The organism is Salinibaculum rarum (assembly GCF_030505615.1).
GTDB lineage: Archaea > Halobacteriota > Halobacteria > Halobacteriales > Haloarculaceae > Salinibaculum > Salinibaculum rarum.
In genome coordinates, this window is sequence record NZ_CP129992.1 from 1,717,176 (window position 1) to 1,736,278 (window position 19,103).

16 protein-coding genes are annotated in these 19,103 nt (G+C 64.0%); 8 read left to right on the forward strand and 8 right to left on the reverse strand.

What is annotated here, in order from left to right; translation table 11 throughout:
• Positions 1 to 16: 16 nt before the first annotated feature.
• Positions 17 to 181, forward strand: coding sequence for a hypothetical protein (locus tag QYL91_RS09165; protein ID WP_302080199.1), 165 nt, complete (start codon positions 17 to 19; stop codon positions 179 to 181).
• Positions 182 to 239: 58 nt separating this feature from the next.
• Entirely contained in the window at positions 240 to 1,514 is a 1,275-nt protein-coding gene (locus tag QYL91_RS09170; RefSeq protein ID WP_302080200.1) for a geranylgeranylglyceryl/heptaprenylglyceryl phosphate synthase, read from the forward strand.
• Here the strand turns inward: QYL91_RS09170 and QYL91_RS09175 are convergent.
• Entirely contained in the window at positions 1,511 to 2,881 is a 1,371-nt protein-coding gene (locus QYL91_RS09175) for a cryptochrome/photolyase family protein (protein ID WP_302080201.1), read from the reverse strand. The genes QYL91_RS09170 and QYL91_RS09175 overlap by 4 nt on opposite strands.
• Positions 2,882 to 2,986: 105 nt before the next feature.
• On the opposite strand from QYL91_RS09175, the gene fer reads away from it, so the two are divergent.
• Positions 2,987 to 3,646 carry a ferredoxin Fer gene (fer, locus tag QYL91_RS09180; RefSeq protein WP_302080202.1) on the forward strand — a complete coding sequence of 220 codons (660 nt, stop codon included), beginning with the start codon at positions 2,987 to 2,989 and terminating at the stop codon, positions 3,644 to 3,646.
• 52 nt (positions 3,647 to 3,698) lie between these two features.
• Here the strand turns inward: fer and QYL91_RS09185 are convergent, their stop codons facing one another.
• The 4 genes from QYL91_RS09185 to QYL91_RS09200 all read right to left on the reverse strand — a co-directional run bounded on the left by QYL91_RS09185 (position 3,699) and on the right by QYL91_RS09200 (position 9,017).
• Positions 3,699 to 4,958 (reverse strand): inorganic phosphate transporter, encoded by a 1,260-nt coding sequence (locus tag QYL91_RS09185; protein WP_302080203.1) that lies wholly within the window; start codon positions 4,956 to 4,958, stop codon positions 3,699 to 3,701.
• Positions 4,959 to 5,074: 116 nt separating this feature from the next.
• On the reverse strand, positions 5,075 to 5,878 hold the full coding sequence (locus tag QYL91_RS09190) for a TrmB family transcriptional regulator (protein ID WP_302080204.1): 804 nt from the start codon (positions 5,876 to 5,878) through the stop codon (positions 5,075 to 5,077).
• 512 nt (positions 5,879 to 6,390) lie between these two features.
• A complete protein-coding gene (locus QYL91_RS09195) occupies positions 6,391 to 7,257 on the reverse strand; it encodes a 2-oxoacid:ferredoxin oxidoreductase subunit beta (RefSeq protein WP_302080205.1) in 867 nt (288 codons plus the stop codon).
• On the reverse strand, positions 7,254 to 9,017 hold the full coding sequence (locus tag QYL91_RS09200) for a 2-oxoacid:acceptor oxidoreductase subunit alpha (protein ID WP_302080206.1): 1,764 nt from the start codon (positions 9,015 to 9,017) through the stop codon (positions 7,254 to 7,256). The genes QYL91_RS09195 and QYL91_RS09200 overlap by 4 nt, the downstream gene beginning before the upstream one ends.
• Positions 9,018 to 9,192: 175 nt before the next feature.
• On the opposite strand from QYL91_RS09200, the gene QYL91_RS09205 reads away from it, so the two are divergent.
• Together QYL91_RS09205 and QYL91_RS09210 are read left to right on the forward strand one after the other, a co-directional pair.
• On the forward strand, positions 9,193 to 9,828 hold the full coding sequence (locus QYL91_RS09205; protein WP_302080207.1) for an FAD-dependent oxidoreductase: 636 nt from the start codon (positions 9,193 to 9,195) through the stop codon (positions 9,826 to 9,828).
• A 49-nt stretch (positions 9,829 to 9,877) separates the two neighbouring features.
• The gene (locus QYL91_RS09210; RefSeq protein ID WP_302080208.1) at positions 9,878 to 10,372 is read left to right on the forward strand and encodes a metal-dependent hydrolase; all 495 of its coding nucleotides are present in this window, start codon (positions 9,878 to 9,880) and stop codon (positions 10,370 to 10,372) included.
• 28 nt (positions 10,373 to 10,400) lie between these two features.
• Here QYL91_RS09210 and mce read toward each other — a convergent pair whose 3' ends face one another.
• Positions 10,401 to 10,787 carry a methylmalonyl-CoA epimerase gene (gene mce / locus QYL91_RS09215; protein WP_302080209.1) on the reverse strand — a complete coding sequence of 129 codons (387 nt, stop codon included), beginning with the start codon at positions 10,785 to 10,787 and terminating at the stop codon, positions 10,401 to 10,403.
• Positions 10,788 to 10,948: 161 nt separating this feature from the next.
• On the opposite strand from mce, the gene QYL91_RS09220 reads away from it, so the two are divergent.
• Complete coding sequence (locus QYL91_RS09220) at positions 10,949 to 12,952, forward strand: hydantoinase/oxoprolinase family protein (protein ID WP_302080210.1); 2,004 nt, start codon at positions 10,949 to 10,951, stop codon at positions 12,950 to 12,952.
• The gene (locus QYL91_RS09225) at positions 12,949 to 14,550 is read left to right on the forward strand and encodes a hydantoinase B/oxoprolinase family protein (RefSeq protein WP_302080211.1); all 1,602 of its coding nucleotides are present in this window, start codon (positions 12,949 to 12,951) and stop codon (positions 14,548 to 14,550) included. Before QYL91_RS09220 ends, QYL91_RS09225 begins: the two co-directional genes overlap by 4 nt.
• A gap of 16 nt (positions 14,551 to 14,566) precedes the next feature.
• On the opposite strand, the gene QYL91_RS09230 is transcribed toward QYL91_RS09225, so the two are convergent.
• Together QYL91_RS09230 and QYL91_RS09235 are read right to left on the reverse strand one after the other, a co-directional pair.
• The gene (locus QYL91_RS09230) at positions 14,567 to 16,243 is read right to left on the reverse strand and encodes an acyl-CoA mutase large subunit family protein (protein ID WP_302080212.1); all 1,677 of its coding nucleotides are present in this window, start codon (positions 16,241 to 16,243) and stop codon (positions 14,567 to 14,569) included.
• 117 nt (positions 16,244 to 16,360) lie between these two features.
• Positions 16,361 to 16,942, reverse strand: coding sequence for a GNAT family N-acetyltransferase (locus QYL91_RS09235; protein ID WP_302080213.1), 582 nt, complete (start codon positions 16,940 to 16,942; stop codon positions 16,361 to 16,363).
• A gap of 113 nt (positions 16,943 to 17,055) precedes the next feature.
• Between QYL91_RS09235 and QYL91_RS09240 the strand changes: the two genes are divergently transcribed.
• Positions 17,056 to 19,056, forward strand: a complete 2,001-nt coding sequence (locus QYL91_RS09240; RefSeq protein ID WP_302080214.1) for an AMP-binding protein — start codon at positions 17,056 to 17,058, stop codon at positions 19,054 to 19,056.
• Positions 19,057 to 19,103: the final 47 nt, after the last annotated feature.

The window sequence follows — 19,103 nt, forward strand, 5'->3', positions numbered from 1 at the left end:
CCGTCCAAGGGTACGTATGGGACTTCAGAACCACGTCGACGACGTCGAAGCGACGTTTTTCATCACCGTCGGATTTGTCCTGTTCGTCATTCCCGAACCAGCCACCTCGGCACTCGGTATCGCGATGATGCTGCTGGGTATCGTCTGGTGGTTCGACGAGTGGCGTTCCGCCGAGGTGTGACAACACGGCGCACGGCGAGAGGATACGCTTTTTAAATCGGCACGGAGAGTATCCCAGTATGCCGGCGCTCGTAGACATCGTGCAGAAACTGGATTCGCTCGGGACGGCCATCTCTATCGGTGGCCGGACGCTCCTCTCGGCAGACACCAACCCGGTGCCGACGAAGTGGGACCACATCACGAAGGTCGACCCGGAGGAGGAGAAACGGCTACCCCTCGCGTACCCGCTGTATCTCTCGCATACGGGTGCCGTCTCCGTGGGCGGTTCACAGGACGTGACCGAACAGAACACCCTCGAGACGTTCGACCTCGTGAACGCGGCGACGGTGCCGGCGTTTCACGAACCCAGCGACTCCACGCACGTCACGCAAGCAGTCCGTGACAAAGCGGAGTTTATGGCCATCCCGGAGGTCCTCAACGGGGACAACGAGTCGCTCGTGGGCACCCTCGGCAAGGGCGTCGAGTACATCAGAGACGAGATGGCGCCCGCTCTCATCGAGGAGAAGTTGCCGATTCCGCTGGGGAACTCCATCGAGAAGCGCCTCTCGAATTTCGCCGCCTCGTGGATGCTCAACGAGGCGGTCTTCGAGGCGTACATCATCATGAACGTCGACAGCGCGGCCGCGCGAGAGGCAAACGTCGGCGAGGAGGACCTGCTCACGCCCCGGGAGGCAAAACAGCACGCGATGGCCGCCGAACACCACCTCGAAAGCGAACTCGTCTATCTCGAATACTCCGGGACCTTCGGCGGCGACGAAGCCGTCGAACTCCTCGACGCCATCGATGAGGGCGTCTCGTGGTCGCGGGTCTGGTACGGTGGCGGCCTCGACAACCGCGAGAACGCCCAGCGGATTCTCGACGCGGGCGCTGACGCGGTCATCGTCGGGGACAGTTTCCACGACGTTGCCGAGGAGGAGGCCGACCTTATCGACGCGGCCGTCGACGAACTCGGTCCCGGCGCGAGCCGCGACGAGATTCGGGAGTGGCTCGAAGCGACGGTCGACCTCGAAGACACCGCTGCCGCCCGCTATCTCTCGACTATCGTCGACGTCCCGTCGCCGGAACAGCGCGCTGCCCGCTATCTCGCCGCCGGGGTCCAGATTGCAGTCGAACTGGAGACCGTCGCAGAGACCCTCTCTGACCCGACTGCCGACGACATCCGCGCCGCGGTCACCGACGGTCCCGTCCCCGGCGAGACGCTCTTTGCCGACGTCTTGGACGACGAGGCTGCTCACGACCTCGCAAAGCGACTCGCCGTCTCCCTGCTCGCCGAACGGTTCGGCGTGGACCTTGCGGACGGCTTTGCCTCCTACCACGTCGCCGCGGAACTCTAACGTTTCCCGAGTGCCGCTTCGAAGACCCGCTGTGCCCGTTCGTAGGCGTCGTTGCGGTCGACGATGGGGTGTGGGTAGTCGGCGGCGAGTCGGTCACGCTCGCTGTCGGTGAGGTTTGGCCACTCGACGATTTTCGCTGGTGGAACCTCGCGGAGTTCGGGGACGTACGCTTTGACGTAGGTCGCGTCGTCGTCGTATTTTGCCATCTGTGCGACCGGGTCGAAGATGCGAACGTCGACGCTGTCGGTTCCCGTCCCGGCAATCCACTGCCAGTTCCCGTAGTTGTTCGCCGGATCGTGGTCGAGGAGTTCGGCTTCGAAATACTGCGCTCCCTTCCGCCAGTCTGTCAGCAGGTGTCTGGTCAGAAACGAGGCGACGTTCTGTCGCGGGCGGTTGTGGACGTACCCCTCGGCTGCGAGCTGGCGCATTCCGGCGTCGACCAGCGGGTAGCCGGTCTCGCCCCGCGTCCACGCCGCGAACTGTTCTGGGTCGTTCTCCCAGGCGATGTCGTTGGGTATCTGCTTGTAGTTGGCCGTCAGTAGGTCGGGATTGTACCAGAGGAGGTGGTAGTTCTGTTCGCGCCAGGAGAGTTCGTAACGGAATTTCTGGATGTTCGTCTTCGCACTCTTGCTGGCGGCGTCGTGGCGCTCGGTGGCGTCGGCCCACACCTCTCGAATCCCAATCATGCCGGCGGCGATGTAGGGTGAGAGCCGCGAGACGGCGCCGACTGGTCGCTCGACTGCGGCGGTCATGTCGTCGCGGGTCTGTGAATACGTCTCGATGCCCTGGCGCAGAAACTGGTCGTAGCGTGCCCGTGCCGCCTCGTAGCCCGCCGTCGGGAGGTCGATGTCCGTCGCTCCGGTCGGTACGGTCTGGTCGCCGGTCACGTCGGCCAGCGACGACCGGGCTGGAACTGCCGCTGGCTCCGGCTTTGGCTCGTCTTGCCAGTCGTCGTAGAACCGGCCGTGGTTCGGGTACGTCTCGGCCAGCCTGTCGGGGGCAACAAGAACGTGGTCTGTCGTTGCCGTCGTGGGTAATTCATCGTCGACCCGGCGCTCCCGTTCGCGCCGTTCCGGTCGGTAGTGGCGGTTGTAGTAGACTCGGTCAGCGTCGAACTCGTCGTAGACCCGGGCGAGTGTGTCCGCGGGACTGCCCGCGCGAACGAGCAGGTCGGAGCCACGGTTGCGGTAGCGGCGCCTGAGCTCACGGACGCCGGCCAGCCAGAACGCCCGCTGGCGCTCGCCGACGCCGTCCAGCAACTCTTCGTCGACGACGAACACCGGGAGCACGGTGTCGTCGCTCGCAGCCCGCGCCAACCCGCGGTTGTCCGGGATGCGGAGGTCGCGCCGGTGCCAGAACAGATGCATACGCGATGTCAGGGCTGGACGGGCAAAACGGTGGGGCTGCTGTCGATTTCCGCCACGCTGGCCGAGAGGAAAAAGTATATCCACCAATTTTCCCTAGGCACGGCTATGGACTCCCCGTTCGAGGTGCTTTTGCTGGATACGGACGCCACCGAGGAGGAGGTGGTTCGCGCGTACCGCGAGCGGGTCAAGGAGGTCCACCCCGACCAGGGCGGGTCGATAGAGGAGTTTCGCGCGGTCAAGCAGGCCTACGACGAACTCCTCTCCCGGGACCTCGAAAACGGTGACTTCGACTTCGAGACAGAAGACGAAGACGAGGACGAAGACGACATCGTCGACGAATCGCTCGCTCGCGTCGAGTATCTCAACTACGAAGTGCTCGACGACTTCGGGTGGAACCTCGACGACGACGCCCTCTTCGAGAAAGCCGCCGATGCGAACCTCGGCCGGGCCGACTACGGCGAAGTGCTCGTCGAGTCCGACCAGTTTCTCCTCGGCAGCACCGAGAACAACGGACTGACCTGGCCCTTTTCGTGTCGTGGCGGCGCGTGTGCAAACTGTGCTGTCATGGTCAAATCCGGCGAACTCTCGATTCCCGCAAACCACATCCTCCCCGACGAGATGGTCGAACGGGACATCTATCTCTCCTGTGTCGGCGAACCCCTGACCGACGAACTCCAGATTGTCTACAACATCAAACACCTGCCGGAACTGGAGGAACTCCGATTGCCACCGGGGCCGTTCAAAGGGGCCGCCGCCGACGACTGACGGCGACGTTTTGGGTGGGTGTCCGCCGCGCCTGGCGGGCTGTGGCGGCCGCTCAGGCAATCAGCAAAAACAGCAGGTAGGCTCCGACGACCGACATCGAGGGAGTGAGCACCCAGAGCGCCACGATGCGGGCCGTCGCCGTCGGGTCAAACAGGCTTTCGGCGGCCAGTTCCTCGGGGTCTTCCTCGCCGACCCGCGGCACGCGGTCCGTCGACGCCTGCTGTGTGTCTGCAGCGGGCGTGTCGCCTTCGGCGAGCTCGCCGACCGTCGGGGCCGAGTCGACGTCTTCGCCTCCCTCGGTCGGAGGTGCCGAGAGAGCACCCGTCGTCGCATCCAGGCCCGGTTTGTCGGCGGGCGTCGGCGTCGCGATCTCCGCGAGTGTCCGCGCACGACTCGCGCGTCCCCAGCCGAGACCGATGATACAGCTGGTCGTACTCACCGCGAGGCTGGCCGGTATCCCGAGCCACGAGAGGATGGTGATGATTGTCGCACCCACGGTCGAGACGATAAGCGCCGCCAGAATCGGCAGGTCAGTGATGTCGTTTCCGACGGTCGCCAGCGTCCGCCGGGCAATCGTGAACCCGCCGAGGCTGATCGCCCCGACAGCGAGTAAAATACCGGTGCCAGGGTCGAGCGCACCGTTTCCGACGAGCGGAGCGACCGCGTTGGCGGCGTTCGAGGCGCCGGCACTGAACCCCATATAGCAGGCAATCGCCACCACGAGCAGCGAGCCGACCACGTCCCGGGGCGCCACGTTCTCGTCGACCGATAGCCGCGGAATCGTCTGCTGCGTATCGACGGCGACCAGCGGGTCGGTGAGGCGGCCGAACGCGAACTTGGCGTCGAGATAGGGGTACAGGTATCTGCCAATTACCGCCCCAATCACGACGGCAACCAACGGAGCGACAATCCACGCCGAGAGGATGGTAAACATCAGTGCGGCGTTGAGCGACCCCGTCGCCAGTCCCAGCCCCACAATCGCGCCGACCGCAGTCATCGACGTCGAGGCCGGCACGCCGTAGAGATTCGAGACCAGAAGCGACAGTCCCGTAAAGAACAGCACGCCGACGCTCGCCTCCGGCGTAAAGACCGCCGCGTCGACGATTTCGCTACTCATCGTCGTGATGACTTTCCGCCCGATAGTCCATGCCCCGAGGAGAGCGAACACGGTAAACAGCGCCCCGGCAGTGACCTTCCTGACGATGCGGCTACCGACTGCCGGCCCGAAGGCAACGCCGGTCGACGACCCGCCGATGTTGTAACCGACGAAGACTGCCACTGCCACTCCCACGAGAATCAGTAGTTCTGCCACGCGCGACTCTGCGTTCCTCTGTGCAAAAACAATTATGTCTGTGTCGAACCCGTCGCTGCTGTCTGCCCACTTATATCAGTGCGACGCCGAGAAGTGACCAGCCCCCGGCAGAAATATTACTGACTCGGGTCCCGTGCGGCCACCAGTCCCTGGGCCATGAGTCGGCGGGCAATCACGATGAGGCCGTTCCCGAATCCCTCCCCGAAGATTGCCTGTTCCTCTTTGGAGTCGGGCATGATCGAACTCACGAGAAACGCCGACCGGTCGGTAAGCAACAGCCGGCCAATCGCCGTCTCGTCCTCGGCCGAGTCCGAACCGCGCAGCCACTCCAGCCCCGAAGTAAACGTCGTCGCGTCCGGCACGGCTGTCTGAATCTCCTCTTCGAGGGACGGGGTGAGCGCTCCGATGAGCAATTCGATACCGTCATCCACGTCGTTCAGCGTGGCGACGAGACCGTCGGTCAACAGCGACTCGTCACCGATGACGAGGACCACCTCCTCGGATGCGTCCTCGATGAGGTCGTTCGTCCGGTTCTCGATGGCTGTGCGCCCGAGCATCGACCACACCTGCTGTGCGTGGGAGTCGTCGTCCTCCTCGACGACGTCGACTGTCGAGAGGGCATCCTCCAGGCGTTCGACACGGTTCTCGTACTGGTCCCGGAGTGTCTTTGTCGCTTCGTTCAGTGACACTGCCCGAAACTGCTGTGGGCTTGTATGCTGGATTTCGACCAGGCCCTGAGATTCGAGCACCCGGATAGCGTCGTAGACGCGCGTCCGTGGCACCTCCGTCATCTCGCTGAGTTGCTTTGCCGTCCCGGTCCGCAGACGGGTGAGTCCGACAAAACATCGCGCCTCGTACTCTTTCAACCCGAGTTGCTGCAGTACTTTTATCGCTTCTTCGATGTTCTCTGAATGGTCCATGTGTCCCAACCTCCCGGGAGACCCGGGAACTCGTCGGGCATTTGTCCCCAGAACGCATAGGTATTGTCACTCTTGTTGGAACACCGAACGCTGTCTGGGCGCGTGGTTCGGTGTTGTCGTTCGCGTTGCTAGGTTTGGCACTGCCGGTGGCGTTCGCCTGTCTCTCGCTGTTTTCACGAGTTTCCCGACTGGTGTCCGGTCGCCGGAAATCGTCAGTACATGGCGTACGCCTGTAACCCAGATAATTACAAAATTATATACGCAACAGTGACATAGGCTCCGCCTGCACGCATCAGTTTGTGTCCCAACCACTGCACTGTTGCGTGTCCTCTGGCCACATCCGTGGCCAGATTTGCTGCCATGAGACGGTTCTCTGGACTGTTGTCGGCCACATCTGACACTCACAGCTTCGTCTGCGAGCAGTTGAAAAGCAGACGCCACGAGAAGGTGCTGTGACGACCTTGGGAACGAAATAGTGAACGTGGGCTCTACGAAGGTTCGAAACCCGAAATCTAGTAGAACTCGCGGACGAGGTCCATCGCGTCGTCGGGTGCGCCCTCGGGAATCTCGGACATGTTCTGGTCGATGCCTTCGCGCTCCTCGTAGGGGACGGAATCTTCGTCCTGGTAGATGACGCCCATGTACTCCTTGTCGCCTTCGAGAATCTTCTCTTTGGCTGCCGCTTTGTCGTTGGGGTCGTAGTCCTCGTCCTCGCCGAGGTCGACGATGGCGTCACGGAAGTAATCGTAGGTGTCGACGTCGTTGAACGTGACACACGGCGAGTAGGTGTTGACGAAGCCAAAGCCGTCGTGCTCGATTGCCTGCTTGATGATTTCGGTGTGGCGCTGGCTGTCGGAACTAAAGGACTGTGCGATGAAGGTCGCACCCGCGGCGAGCGCGAGCGCGAGCGGGTTGACCGGCGGCATGTTGGTACCGTCCGGCGACGTCGAGGTCTCGAAGTCCTCTCGCGAGGTCGGCGAGGCCTGTCCTTTTGTCAGCCCGTAGATGCGGTTGTCCATGACGACGTAGGACATATCGACGTTTCGGCGGACTGCGTGGATGAAGTGCCCGGAGCCAATGGAGTAACCGTCACCGTCACCGCCGGCGACCATCACTTCGAGGTTGGGGTTTGCCAACTTCACACCCGTGCCTACGGGAAGCGCGCGGCCGTGGACACCGTGGAGTGCGTAGCTGTGCATGTACGTCCCGATCTTCCCGGAACAGCCGATACCGGCGACCACGAACGTGTTGTCGGGGTCGTTGCCGGTCTCGGCGAGTGCTTTCATCATCCCGTTCATCGTCCCGAAGTCACCGCAGCCGGGACACCAGGTCGGTTGCTTGTCGGATTTGAAGTCGACGAAGCGAACGTCTGAGCTCATTGGGTTGCCTCCTGTGGTTCCGCAATCGCGTCTTTGATTTCCGCTGCGAGTTCCTCTGCCTTGAAGCGAACGCCGGTGTACTTGTTGATACGCTGGACCCGTTCGAGCACGTCGTGCTCGATGATATCGGCGAACTGGCCGGTCGCGTTACACTCGACGACGACCGTCGTCTCGGCGTCCTCGATTGCATCCGAGAGGTCCGGCCGCGGGAACAGGTACGGGACCGAGAGCAGGCGAATGTCGATGCCTTCCTCGGCGAGGATGTCCATCCCTTCGCGGATGGCGCCCTCGTTTGACCCCCACGAGATGACGAGCGTGTCGGCGTCGGGGTCGCCAAACTCGCGTGGACTCCAGTCTTCTTTTTCGCGTGCGGTCTCGACTTTCCGCTGGCGCTTGTCGACCTGCTCGACGCGGATTTCCTCGTCTTCGGTCCGGCGACCGAGCGCGTCGTGTTCCAGGCCTGTCGTCATGTGGGCACCGTCTTCGGTACCGGGGAACGCGCGCGGACTGACGCCGTCTGCGGTCGCGAAGTGTGGCTGGAAGCGCCCCTTCTCGTCGAGCCAGGTGTCGATTTCGTCCTCGTCGACGACCTTCCCGCGCTCGATTTCGACCTCGTCCATGTCGAACGTGTCCGGTGAGAACGTCTGCTCGGTCACGGACATCGCGAGGTCAGAAACGAGGAACACCGGCGTCGAGTACTTCTCGGCGATGTTGAACGCCTCGACTGCCTTCCAGAAGCACTGCGAGACGGTCGTCGGTGCGAGGACGAAGCGCGGAATCTCGCCGTGACCGCCGTACAGGGCCATGTTGAGGTCGCCCTGTTCTTGCTTGGTCGGCATCCCCGTCGAGGGGCCCGACCGCTGGACGTCCGTGATGACAAGCGGCGTCTCGGACTGGGCGACCAGGCCGAACGTCTCGGTCATCAGGTCGATACCGGCACCCGAGGTGGCCGTCATCGAGCGCGCGCCGGCGCGTGCGGCACCGAGTGCCATGTTTATCGCGGAGAGTTCGTCCTCTGCCTGGACGACCTTGCCGCCGTACTCGTCGAGGCGGCCGGTCAGATATTCCATGATAGAGGTCGCCGGCGTAATCGGATAGCCAGCGTAGAACCGACAGCCGGCAGCGAGTGCACCCATACCGAGTGCTTCGTTGCCGTTCAGGAGAACGTAGTCGTTGTCCGTCGTGTCCATGTCGTACTCGAAGTCCTCGTCGAACTCCTCGGCGACGTACTCCTGGCCGGCGCGGGCTGCCTTCTTGTTGTTCTCGACGATTGCCTGGCCCTTGTTCCCGAAGCGCTTCTCCAGAGAGGCGTCCAGATTTTCGATGGGGAAGTTCGTCACCTCACAGGCCGCGCCGAGCGCGACGATGTTGGCCATGATGGCCCCGCCGGCCTCCTCGGCGAGGGTCTTGAGGGGGACGTCGAGTCCAATCATCCCCTCGGGAATCTCGAGGTCTTGCATCGTCGTCCGCTCGCCGTCGTAGATGATGACACTTCCCTCGTGCAGTTCGTCAAGATTCTCGTCGACGGTGCGCTCGGTCAGAGCGATGAGAATGTCCAGCCGGTCAACGACACTCTCTACGCGGTCGACGGACGTCCGTACCTTGTAGGCGGTGTAGCCGCCACGGATACGCGATGCGAAGTCCTTCGAGGTCAGGACGTGTCGTCCCGCCCGCGAGAGCGCCTGAGCGAAAATCTTGCCTGTAGAGTCTATCCCATCGCCGGCTTCGCCGCCGATGGCCCAGTTCAGATCGTCGGGCATACTACATCGGGCTTCCGTGGGATGGAGGAAAAACATTGTGCATGTGGGTCACCCGCCGGATTTCGCCACCTTCGTAGCCTCCGAAATTCTGCCGCTTTCTCCACTAACTGCTTTGGGACAGAGACGGTCGTCCCGGGAGCGAAAATTCCTTCCCACCAGTTCCCGACTCTGGGGTATGGACCAGACCGCTGTCACAGTCGCGGCCGTTCACAATGTCGGCCCCGACGCTATCGCCGTCGAATTCGAGACACCCGACGGGTTCGATGCCCGCCCCGGCCAGTTCGTCAAACTCGTCGTGACCGTCGACGGCGAGGAGGAACCACGGTTTTACACCATCTCCTCGCCCGACGTGGCCGAGACGTTCGAGATTACCATCGGCATCGACCCGGAGGGTGCGGTCACGCCGCGCCTCCGGACGCTGGCGGCCGGCGACGAACTGACCCTCTCGGGGCCGTACGGCGACGCTTACTACGAGGGCGAGCAGCGCGTCCTCGTGCTCGCGGGCGGACCCGGCATCGGTCCCGCCGTCGGTATCGCGGAGCGTGCCGTCGAAGATGGCGGCGCGGCCGCCCTCGTCTACCGCGACGACGAGCCAATCCACGAGGACCGCCTCGCCGACCTCGGCGCGCGCGGCGTCGACATCGAGATTCTGACGCCCGCCGAGACCCTCGACGACGCCGTCGCCGACGCGCTCTCTGCGGAGACGCAGGTGTTCGTCTACGGCTTCGCGGAGTTTCTGGACGATGCAACGAGCGCGCTCGAAGCGGTCGGAGCAGACCCCGAGGCGGCGAAAGTAGAGAACTTCGGGTAAGCGACGGCCCGGCGTCCGATTTATACCCTCTTCGTCCCGAGATACTACTGTGCTATCGTATCCCGATGGAACGTTCATCCCGCTGGCGGTCGCAACGCACGGCCTCGTCGGGCTGACACTCGGGGCCGTGCTGTTTGGCCGGCCGTGGACGGGACTCGTCGGCGGGCTCTTTGCGGATGGGGACTTTCTCTTTCCCGACGCGCTCGGGCCGGCGTTCGTCCATCGGAGCTTCACGCACAGCGCTCTTGTACTCGGCGTTGCCACGGGCGTCGCGGTCGCCGTCGCTTCTCGTGGCCCGACACGTCGGGCCACACAGACCGGCGGTGCACTCGCGGTCGCGTATCTGTCGCATCTCCTCATCGATACCACGACGCCTCAGGGGGTCCAGTGGTTCTGGCCGCTGGTCACCGAGAAAATACATGTCGACCTCGTTATCGGCGGCCACGCGCCGATTGTCACACTCTCTTTTTGGGTTGTCTGCCTCGGTCTCCTCCTGGTCTGGGGTCGCGATGTAGTGTCGGCCCCGATGCTCGACTGGGGCTGAACCGTGACCGCTGTGGGTCGTCTTCCAGTCAGTGTTCGACGAACTCGACCAGCACCCCGCCGGTGTCGCTTGGATGTAAGAAGGCGACGTCGTGGCCCCAGGCCCCGCCGCGTGGCTCCTCGTCGATGAGTCCGATGTCCATCTCCTGGGCGTTGTCGAGTGCGGCGTCGATGTCTTCGGTCGCGACGGCGACGTGGTGGATGCCTGGGCCGTTGCTGTCGAGATACGAGGCGATAGCGCCCTCCTCTGCGGTCGGTTCGAGGAGCTCGAAGTAGCCATTGCCAAGCGAGAGGAAGACGACTTCCATCCCGTCGAATGTCTCCTCGTGGGCGACGTGCGTCTCGAAGAGCTCTGTATACAGGTCGGCCAGTCCGTCGGCGTCGTCGGTGGCGATGCCGGCGTGGTCGAAGTGCATACGTCGCCTCTGGACCAGCGTGGTATTCAAACGGTCGGTCTCCCGGACCGCAGGTCCGCCACAGACAGCACTCCCATAACAATCCTTTTGCACGCTTCTGCCGGTGCACACAGTAGTGCCATGCCGAAGAGACTCACAGTCGACCACGAGGTGTGCGGACAGTGACGACTCGGGTCGGCGTCGACGTGGGCGGGACCTTTACCGACGTGACGCTCGTTCACGATGGCGAGCTCGTCACCGCTAAAGTGCCGTCGACGGCAGACCAGAGCGAGGGCGTCATGGACGGCATCAGGAAAGCCTGCACGGAGGCGGGCATCGAACCGTCCGACATCGACGAGTTCGTCCACGCGATGACCGTCTCGGTGAACGCGTTGCTCGAACGGAACGGGGCGACGACTGCGCTCGTTACGACTGAGGGTTTCCGGGACGTTCTGGAAATCGGCCGCCAGGACCGACCGAAACTCTACGACATCGAGGCCGAAAAATCCCTGCCGCTGGTGCCGCGCCGTCGCCGGTTCGAACTGCGCGAACGGACAACTGCCGACGGCGTCGAGGTCCCTGTCGAGCCCTCCGAGGTTCGCTCGCTGGCTGGCGATATCCCCTCCGATGTCGACAGCGTCGCCGTTTCGCTGTTGCACGCCTACGCCCACCCCGAAAACGAACAGCGCGTCGCGGAGGTGCTCCGGGATGAACTCGACGTTCCCGTCTCGGCGTCCCACGAAGTCCTCGCTGAGTTCCGCGAGTACGAGCGAACGGCGACGACGGCCGTCGACGCCTACGTCACGCCGAAAATCGACGACTACATCTCCCGACTCGAGGAGCGTGCCGCGGCGGCCGGCGTGCCCGAGCCGAGAATTATGCAGTCAAACGGCGGTATCGCGGACGCGAGAACGGTCCGCGAGCACGCGGTGACGACGGTCCTCTCGGGTCCGGCAGCGGGCGTCGTCGGCGCGAACCGCGCTGCTGGCTCTGTCCGCGACGAGCGCGACCTCGAAGGACTCGTCACGTTCGACATGGGCGGGACCTCGAGTGACGTCAGCCTCGTCCGGGGCGGCCGGGCCGAGCGCACGACCGACACCGACATCGACGGCATCCCGATTCGGACGCCGATGGTCGACATCCACACCATCGGCTCGGGTGGCGGAAGCGTCGCCTGGGTCGATGCTGGTGGCGCGCTCCGCGTCGGCCCCGAGTCGGCCGGCTCCGAGCCAGGTCCGGCCTGTTACGGCAAGGGTGGCGAGCGCCCGACGATTACGGACGCGAACGTCGTCCTCGGATACATCGGCGAGAGCACGGCACTGGGCGGAGAACTCGAACTCGACGTCGCGGCCGCACGCGAGGCACTCGCGAACCTGGCCGACGAAGCCGGACTCGACTCCCCGCTCGCTGCCGCACAGGGGGTCTACCGCGTGGCGAACGCGAAGATGACCCGCGCGATTCGGGAAGTGACCGTCGAACAGGGATTCGACCCGCGTGCCTACGGCCTCGTCGCGTTCGGTGGCGCCGGGCCGATGCACGCCGCCGACCTCGCCGACGCTCTCGATATGGATACCGTGGTGCTCCCGCTGCCGGGTGGTGTCCTCTCGTCGTACGGGCTGCTCGATGCCGACGAACAGCACGATGCGGTCCGGACGCACCTGACGCTGCTCGCTGCGGCCGACCCCGACGCCGTCGAAGACATCCTCGACGACCTCGTCGCTGACGTCCTCAGCGAGGTCGACACGCCCGACGCTGCGCAGGTCCGGACCGTCGCGGACCTTCGCTACGAGGGCCAGAGTTTCGAGCTCTCAGTGCCAGTCGGTGAGACCTTCGACGCGGCAACGCTCCGCGAGCGATTCCACGACGAGCACGAGCGCGCGTACGGCTACACCATCGACGAGGCCGTCGAAATCGTGAATCTCCGGGCGACCGCCAGCGTCGAACGGTCGGTCATGGATACCACCCTGTCCGGTGGCGGCGAAGCGTCGCTGGGGACCCGGACGGCGTACTTCGACGGGACCGCCTACGAGGCGACGGTCTACGACCGGCGGGCGCTCGCGCCGGGGTCGACCATCGGCGGCCCGGCGGTCCTCGAACAGAACGAGAGCACTGCAGTCGTGCCGCCGTCGTGGTGTGGCACAGTCGAAGCCGACGGAACGCTCGTCCTCACGGAGGGAGACCAATGACCGATATCGACCCGATTTCGCTCGAAATCCTGCGCAACCAGCTCGAAGGTATCGCCGAAGAGATGGGACACGTCCTCATTCGAGGCGCGTACTCCCCGAACATCAAGGAACGCCGGGACTGTTCGGCGGCGCTGTTCGACGCCGACGGCCGGATGGTCGCACAGGCAGAACACATCCCTGTCCACCTCGGCGCCATGCCCGAGGCCGTCGCGGCCGTCCAGGACCGCAACCCCGAGCCCGGCGAGGCGTACCTGCTGAACGACCCCTTCGCCGGCGGTACGCACCTGCCAGACGTCACCATCGTCTCTCCGGTCGCGCCCGACGGCGAGGTCGTCGGCTACGCGGTCACGCGTGCCCACCACGCCGACGTCGGTGGCAACACGCCCGGGAGCATGCCCGCCGGTGCGACCGAAATCTACCAGGAGGGGATTCGCCTGCCCGGCGTCCGCATCCGCGACGACGGCGACATCGTCGACGATGTCCTCGATACGTTCCTCGCGAACGTCCGGAACCCGGGCGAGCGGCGGGCAGACTTGCGTGCACAGCTGGCCGCCAACGACCGCGCGGAGAAACGCGTCGGCGAACTGCTCGCAGACCACGGCCGCGAGCGCCTGACAGATGCCTTCCACGCGGTCATCGATTACTCCCGCGAGCGCGTCGAGGCCGAACTGGACGCCGTTCCCGACGGCACCTACCGTGCGCGTGACGTGCTCGAAGGCGACGGCGTCACCGACGAGGACGTCCCCATCGAGGCGGCCGTGACCGTCGACGGAACGAGTCTGACTGTCGATCTCGCGGGCACTGCCGACCAGGTCGAAGGGAACATGAACGCCCCGCGAGCGGTCGCACACAGCGCCGTCTACTTCGTCGTCCGGGCGCTCACGGACCCGGAGATACCGCCCAACCACGGCTGTTACGAACCGGTCACCGTCGACATCCCCGAGGGGAGCCTTCTCGACCCCGAACCACCGGCCGCAGTCGTCGGCGGGAACGTCGAGACGAGCCAGCGCGTGACCGACGTGGTACTGTCGGCCTTCGGCCAGGCCGTTCCCGGGACGGTCCCGGCCCAGGGCCAGGGAACGATGAACAATCTCATCATCGGGAGCCGCGACGCCGACGGCTACACCTACTACGAGACCATCGGCGGTGGCTTCGGCGCTCGTCCCGACAAAGACGGGATGGACGGCGTGCAGGTCGGGATGACGAACACGCTGAACACCCCCGTCGAGTCCATCGAGACCGAGTACCCGCTGCGAGTCGAGCGGTACGCGCTCCGCGCTGACAGCGGCGGCAACGGCCGTCACCGTGGCGGACTGGGCATCGAGCGGACGATGACCGTCGAGACGGACTCTGTCGTCTCACTGCTGACCGAGCGGCGTCGCCACGCGCCGGCCGGCCTCGACGGCGGCGACGACGGTGCGACCGGCGAGAACCGCATCGACGGGGAGGAAGTGCCCGCAAAGTGTACCCGCGACGCGCCACAGGGCACGACAGTGACGATCCGGACGCCCGGTGGCGGTGGCTACGGTGACCCCGACGAGCGCGACGACGACGCGCGTGCTGCCGACCGCGCCGACGAGAAAACGACCGGAGAATAGGCGACTTTCAGCCGGCTCAGATGCCGGGCTGGTACTCGCCGAACACGTCCCGCATCGCGTCACAGACCTCGCCGGTCGTGGCGTAGACTTTCACCGCGTCGATGATGTAGGGCATCAGGTTCTCGTCGCCGCGCGCGGCCTCGCGGAGCGCGTCGAGTTTCGCTTCGACGGCCTCGTCGTCGCGCTCTGCTTTGACCTGTTTGAGATTCTCCTTCTGTTTGCGCTCTTCTTCTTCGCTGACTTCCTCGATGTCGACTTCATCTTCCTCGTCGACTTCGAACTCGTTGACACCGACGATGATGCGCTCGCCCTCTTCCTGTTCGCGCTGGCGCTCGAAGGCGACGTCCTGAATCTGGCGCTGGACCCACTGGTCCTCGATGGCCTGGCGCATCCCGCCGCGCTCGTCGATTTCGTCCAGAATGTCGAACGCTTCCTCTTCGAGTTCGTCGGTCAGGTTCTCGATGTAGTAACTGCCTCCCAGCGGGTCGATGGTGTCGGCCGCGCCCGATTCGTGGGCGAGAATCTGCTGGGTCCGCAGGGCGGTCCGGACGGACTGTTCGGTCGGAATCGAGAGCGCTTCGTCTTTGCCGTTGGTGTGGAGACTCTGGGTCCCACCGAGGACGGCGGCGAGCGCCTGGTAGGCGACGCGGACGACGTTGTTCTCGATTTGCTGGGCGGTCAGCGTCGACCCGGCGGTCTGGGTGTGGAACTTCAGTTGTTTGGACTTGGGGTTGTCCGTGCCAAAGCGCTCGTCCATAATCTTGGCCCACATCCGGCGGGCGGCCCGGAACTTCGCGACCTCCTCGAAGATGTTGTTGTACGACGCGAAGAAAAAGGAGAGCTGTGGCGCGAACTCGTCGACGTCCTGGCCCGCCTCGATTGCGGCCTCGACGTACTCGATGCCGTCGGCGAGGGTAAAGGCGATTTCCTGGGCGGCCGTCGACCCGGCCTCGCGGATGTGATAGCCCGAAATAGAGATGGTGTTGAAGTTCGGCGTCTCGTCGGCGCAAAACTCGAAGATGTCCGTGATGATACGCATCGACGGCTCTGGTGGGTAGATGTAGGTGTTGCGGGCGATGTACTCTTTGAGCACGTCGTTTTGGATGGTGCCACGCAGTTCCTCGCGGTCGACGCCCTGCTGGTCGCCGACGGCGATGTACATCGCCAACAGGACGCTTGCGGGCGCGTTGATGGTCATCGAGGTAGAGACTTCGTCCAGCGGGATGCCGTCGAAGACCGTCTCCATGTCGGCAAGCGAGTCGATAGCGACGCCGGTCTTTCCGACTTCGCCGGCGCTCATCGGGTCATCGGAGTCCCGCCCCATCTGCGTGGGGAGGTCGAAGGCCGTCGAGAGGCCGGTCTGACCCTCGTCGATGAGGTAGTTAAATCGCTCGTTCGTTTCGGCGGCAGTCCCCATCCCGGCGTACTGGCGCATCGTCCAGAGCCGACCCCGGTACGACGTGGGATAGACGCCGCGTGTGTACGGCTCCTCGCCGGGGAACCCGAGGTCCTCCTCGTAGTCGAAGTCCTCGATGTCGGCGGGCGTGTACAGCGGGTCGACTTCCTGCCCTTCGGTGTCTGTCGTAAAGGTATCCTTGCGCTCGCCAAAGCGCTCTACAGTGGGCTCGTAGGACTCAGACTCCCACTCCTCCTTCGCAGAGCGGATTTCGTCGAGCTCGTCCTGGTCGAACATACCCGCTACTCAGAGGCGCTGAGGACTTAACGCTTCATTGTGGCACCCGAAAAATCCGGTCAGCGGCGACGGCCTACCCGCGACGCAGTGGCTTCTGGTTCGACAGCCGTCGAACAGTCACTGTCCGGTGTCGTACTTGTATGTCGCCTCGTCCGGGTCGATACCGAAATCCTCGGGGCCCTCTTCGGGTTCGGTGTCTTCCTCGGCTGGGTGGGCGCCCTTGAACGCCTCGCGGAGGTGTTCGGACATCCGGAACCGCTCGGTCTCGATTCGCATCGGAACCGCGTCGGGGTCGAGCGACTCCTGTTTTTCGGTCAGTCGGTCCTGGAGTCTGTCTGGCAGCTGTTCGACTTCGATTCGTTCGAAGCCAAACTGGGCGAGATACCTCGGTTCGCTGCTCAGCGAGTAGACGACTTCGAAGCCGTCGTCGCGGGCTGTCGTCACCAGCCGTTCGACGACGTGCGCGCCGACGCCCTGACCGCGCCACTCCTCGAGGACGCCGATGCTCGTGAGTTCACAGATATCCTCGTCGTCGGTCTTGTGGATGCGAACGCGGCCAAAGCCGGCCCGTTCGTTCTCCCGTTCGTCGACTGCGATGACGTAGTCCCGGGAGCGAAACGCCGTTTCGTCGAGTTCCATCGCCTCGATGTAATCGAGCAACCAGGCTTCGTCTCGGTTGCGTGCATCCCGGACGTACATACACTGCTGTTGGCGAGCCGCAGACAAAAGCATACTGCCGTCTATCGCTTCTCGGGTCACATATCCCACACAAGTTCTTTGATGGGGCTTGCCGTTGAACACAACGAGATACCATGGCAGACTCACTGGAGGAACTCGACGAGGTTCTGTACGAACCGAGCGACGAGTTCGTCGATGGGAGCAACGTCTCCGCGTTCATGCAGGAACACGACATCGCGGATTTCGACGAACTTCACGAGCGAACCGTCAGCGAGGTCGACGGGGAACCGGCCTCGGGACTCGACTGGTTCTGGGACGAGGTCGTCGACTACCTTGACCTCGAATTCTACGAGGACTACGACCAGGTTCGCGACGACACAGACGGGCCACAGTTTACGGACTGGTACGTCGGCGGCGAACTCAACATCGCACACAACGTCGTCGACCGTCACGCCGCCCCCGATTCTGGGAACCGAAACAAGGTCGCGACAATCTGGGAAGGCGAGGACGGTGAGGTCCGGGAGATAACCTACCACGAACTCCACCAGCAGACGAATCGTGTAGCCAACGCTCTCGAAGAACGTGGCATCGGCACCGGCGACACCGTGGGCCTGTACATGCCGATGGTCCCCGAAATCGTGCCGCTACTCTACGGCTGTTTCAAAGTCGGTGCCATCGCAGTGCCAATCTTCTCCGGGTTCGGTGTCGACGCGACGGCGACACGCATCTCCGACGCCGAGTGTACCGTCCTGTTCACCGGTGACGGGTTCTACCGTCGGGGCAGTGCTGTCGACCTGAAATCCGCCGCAGACGAGGCCATCGAGGAGGCCGGCCACGTCGAGCACACGATTGTCTACAACCGCCTCGACTCCGAGGAGTCGGACCTCTCGTGGGACGACGACCGCGACGAGTGGTGGGCCGACGCCGTCGGCACCCAATCCGACGAGTACGAGACGAAATCGGTCCCCTCCGACCAGGAGTCGATGCTGCTGTACTCCTCTGGGACGACGGGGAAACCCAAAGGAATCGTCCACACACATGCCGGCGGGCTGGTCCAGCCGGCCAAGGAGATTTTCTTCTCCTTCGACCACAAGCCTTCGGACCGCTTTTTCTGGGTCAGCGACATCGGCTGGATGATGGGCCCGTGGACGCTCATCGGCAACCACGCCCACGGCGGCACCATCTTCATCTACGAGGGTGCGCCCGACCACCCCGAGCCCGACCGTTTTTGGGAGATGATAGACGATCACGGCCTGACGACCTTCGGTATCTCGCCGACGGCGATTCGGGCACTGCAGAAACACGGCGACGAGTGGCTGGAGGACTACGACCTCTCGACGCTTCGTCTGCTGGGGTCGACCGGCGAACCGTGGGACCCCGACTCCTGGAAGTGGTTCCTGGAGAACGTCGGACAGGGCACCGCGCCGATTATGAACATCTCCGGCGGGACCGAAATTTTCGGCTGTTTCCTCCAGCCGACGCCGCTGCACTCGCTTAAACCCGGGACGCTGGGCGGCCCCGCACTCGGAATGGACATCGACATCGTGGACGCACAGGGCAACTCCATCGCCGAGGACAACGAGAAGGGGTATCTGGTCTGCAAGTCCTCGGCCCCGTCGATGACGAAATCGCTGTGGAGCGGTGACGAGCGGTATCTCGAGGAGTACTGGTCGCGGTTCGACGACCTCTGGGACCACGGCGACTGGGCACAGAAGGACGAAGACGGCTTCTGGTTCCTCCATGGTCGCTCCGACGACGTACTCAACGTCGCGGGTCGGAAAGTCGGCCCTGCCGAGGTCGAAGGTGCACTCATCGAACACGACGCGGTCAACGCCGCCGTCGCTATCGGTGCAGACGACGAGACGAAAGGGACTGCCGTCGTCACCTACGTCATCCTCAACGAGGGCTACGAGGAGGCAGACGACCTGCGAGAGGAACTGCGCGCACAGGTCGGCGAGGAACTGGGGAAACCGTTCCGACCGCGGGAAGTGCTGTTCGTCGACGAGTTCCCGAAAACCCAATCCGGGAAAATCGTCCGGCGTATCATCCAGGGCGTCTACGAGGGCGAAGAACTGGGCGACCTCTCGAGTATCGAGAACCCCGACGCGATCGACGACATCGACGACGCGCGGTAAGGCACTCGCTGCGGTCCCACCACCGTCGGTAACGGTCGACCGTATCT

What these genes read in the sequence shown, in the direction of transcription:
- QYL91_RS09195 (WP_302080205.1), bottom strand. Translation starts at nt 7,257, where the DNA reads ATGAGCTCAGACGTTCGCTTCGTCGACTTCAAATCCGACAAGCAACCG.
- fer (WP_302080202.1), top strand. Translation starts at nt 2,987, where the DNA reads ATGGACTCCCCGTTCGAGGTGCTTTTGCTGGATACGGACGCCACCGAG.
- QYL91_RS09200 (WP_302080206.1), bottom strand. Translation starts at nt 9,017, where the DNA reads ATGCCCGACGATCTGAACTGGGCCATCGGCGGCGAAGCCGGCGATGGG.
- QYL91_RS09235 (WP_302080213.1), bottom strand. Translation starts at nt 16,942, where the DNA reads ATGTACGTCCGGGATGCACGCAACCGAGACGAAGCCTGGTTGCTCGAT.
- QYL91_RS09170 (WP_302080200.1), top strand. Translation starts at nt 240, where the DNA reads ATGCCGGCGCTCGTAGACATCGTGCAGAAACTGGATTCGCTCGGGACG.
- QYL91_RS09205 (WP_302080207.1), top strand. Translation starts at nt 9,193, where the DNA reads ATGGACCAGACCGCTGTCACAGTCGCGGCCGTTCACAATGTCGGCCCC.
- QYL91_RS09165 (WP_302080199.1), top strand. Translation starts at nt 17, where the DNA reads ATGGGACTTCAGAACCACGTCGACGACGTCGAAGCGACGTTTTTCATC.
- mce (WP_302080209.1), bottom strand. Translation starts at nt 10,787, where the DNA reads ATGCACTTCGACCACGCCGGCATCGCCACCGACGACGCCGACGGACTG.
- QYL91_RS09225 (WP_302080211.1), top strand. Translation starts at nt 12,949, where the DNA reads ATGACCGATATCGACCCGATTTCGCTCGAAATCCTGCGCAACCAGCTC.
- QYL91_RS09230 (WP_302080212.1), bottom strand. Translation starts at nt 16,243, where the DNA reads ATGTTCGACCAGGACGAGCTCGACGAAATCCGCTCTGCGAAGGAGGAG.
- QYL91_RS09175 (WP_302080201.1), bottom strand. Translation starts at nt 2,881, where the DNA reads ATGCATCTGTTCTGGCACCGGCGCGACCTCCGCATCCCGGACAACCGC.
- QYL91_RS09190 (WP_302080204.1), bottom strand. Translation starts at nt 5,878, where the DNA reads ATGGACCATTCAGAGAACATCGAAGAAGCGATAAAAGTACTGCAGCAA.
- QYL91_RS09240 (WP_302080214.1), top strand. Translation starts at nt 17,056, where the DNA reads ATGGCAGACTCACTGGAGGAACTCGACGAGGTTCTGTACGAACCGAGC.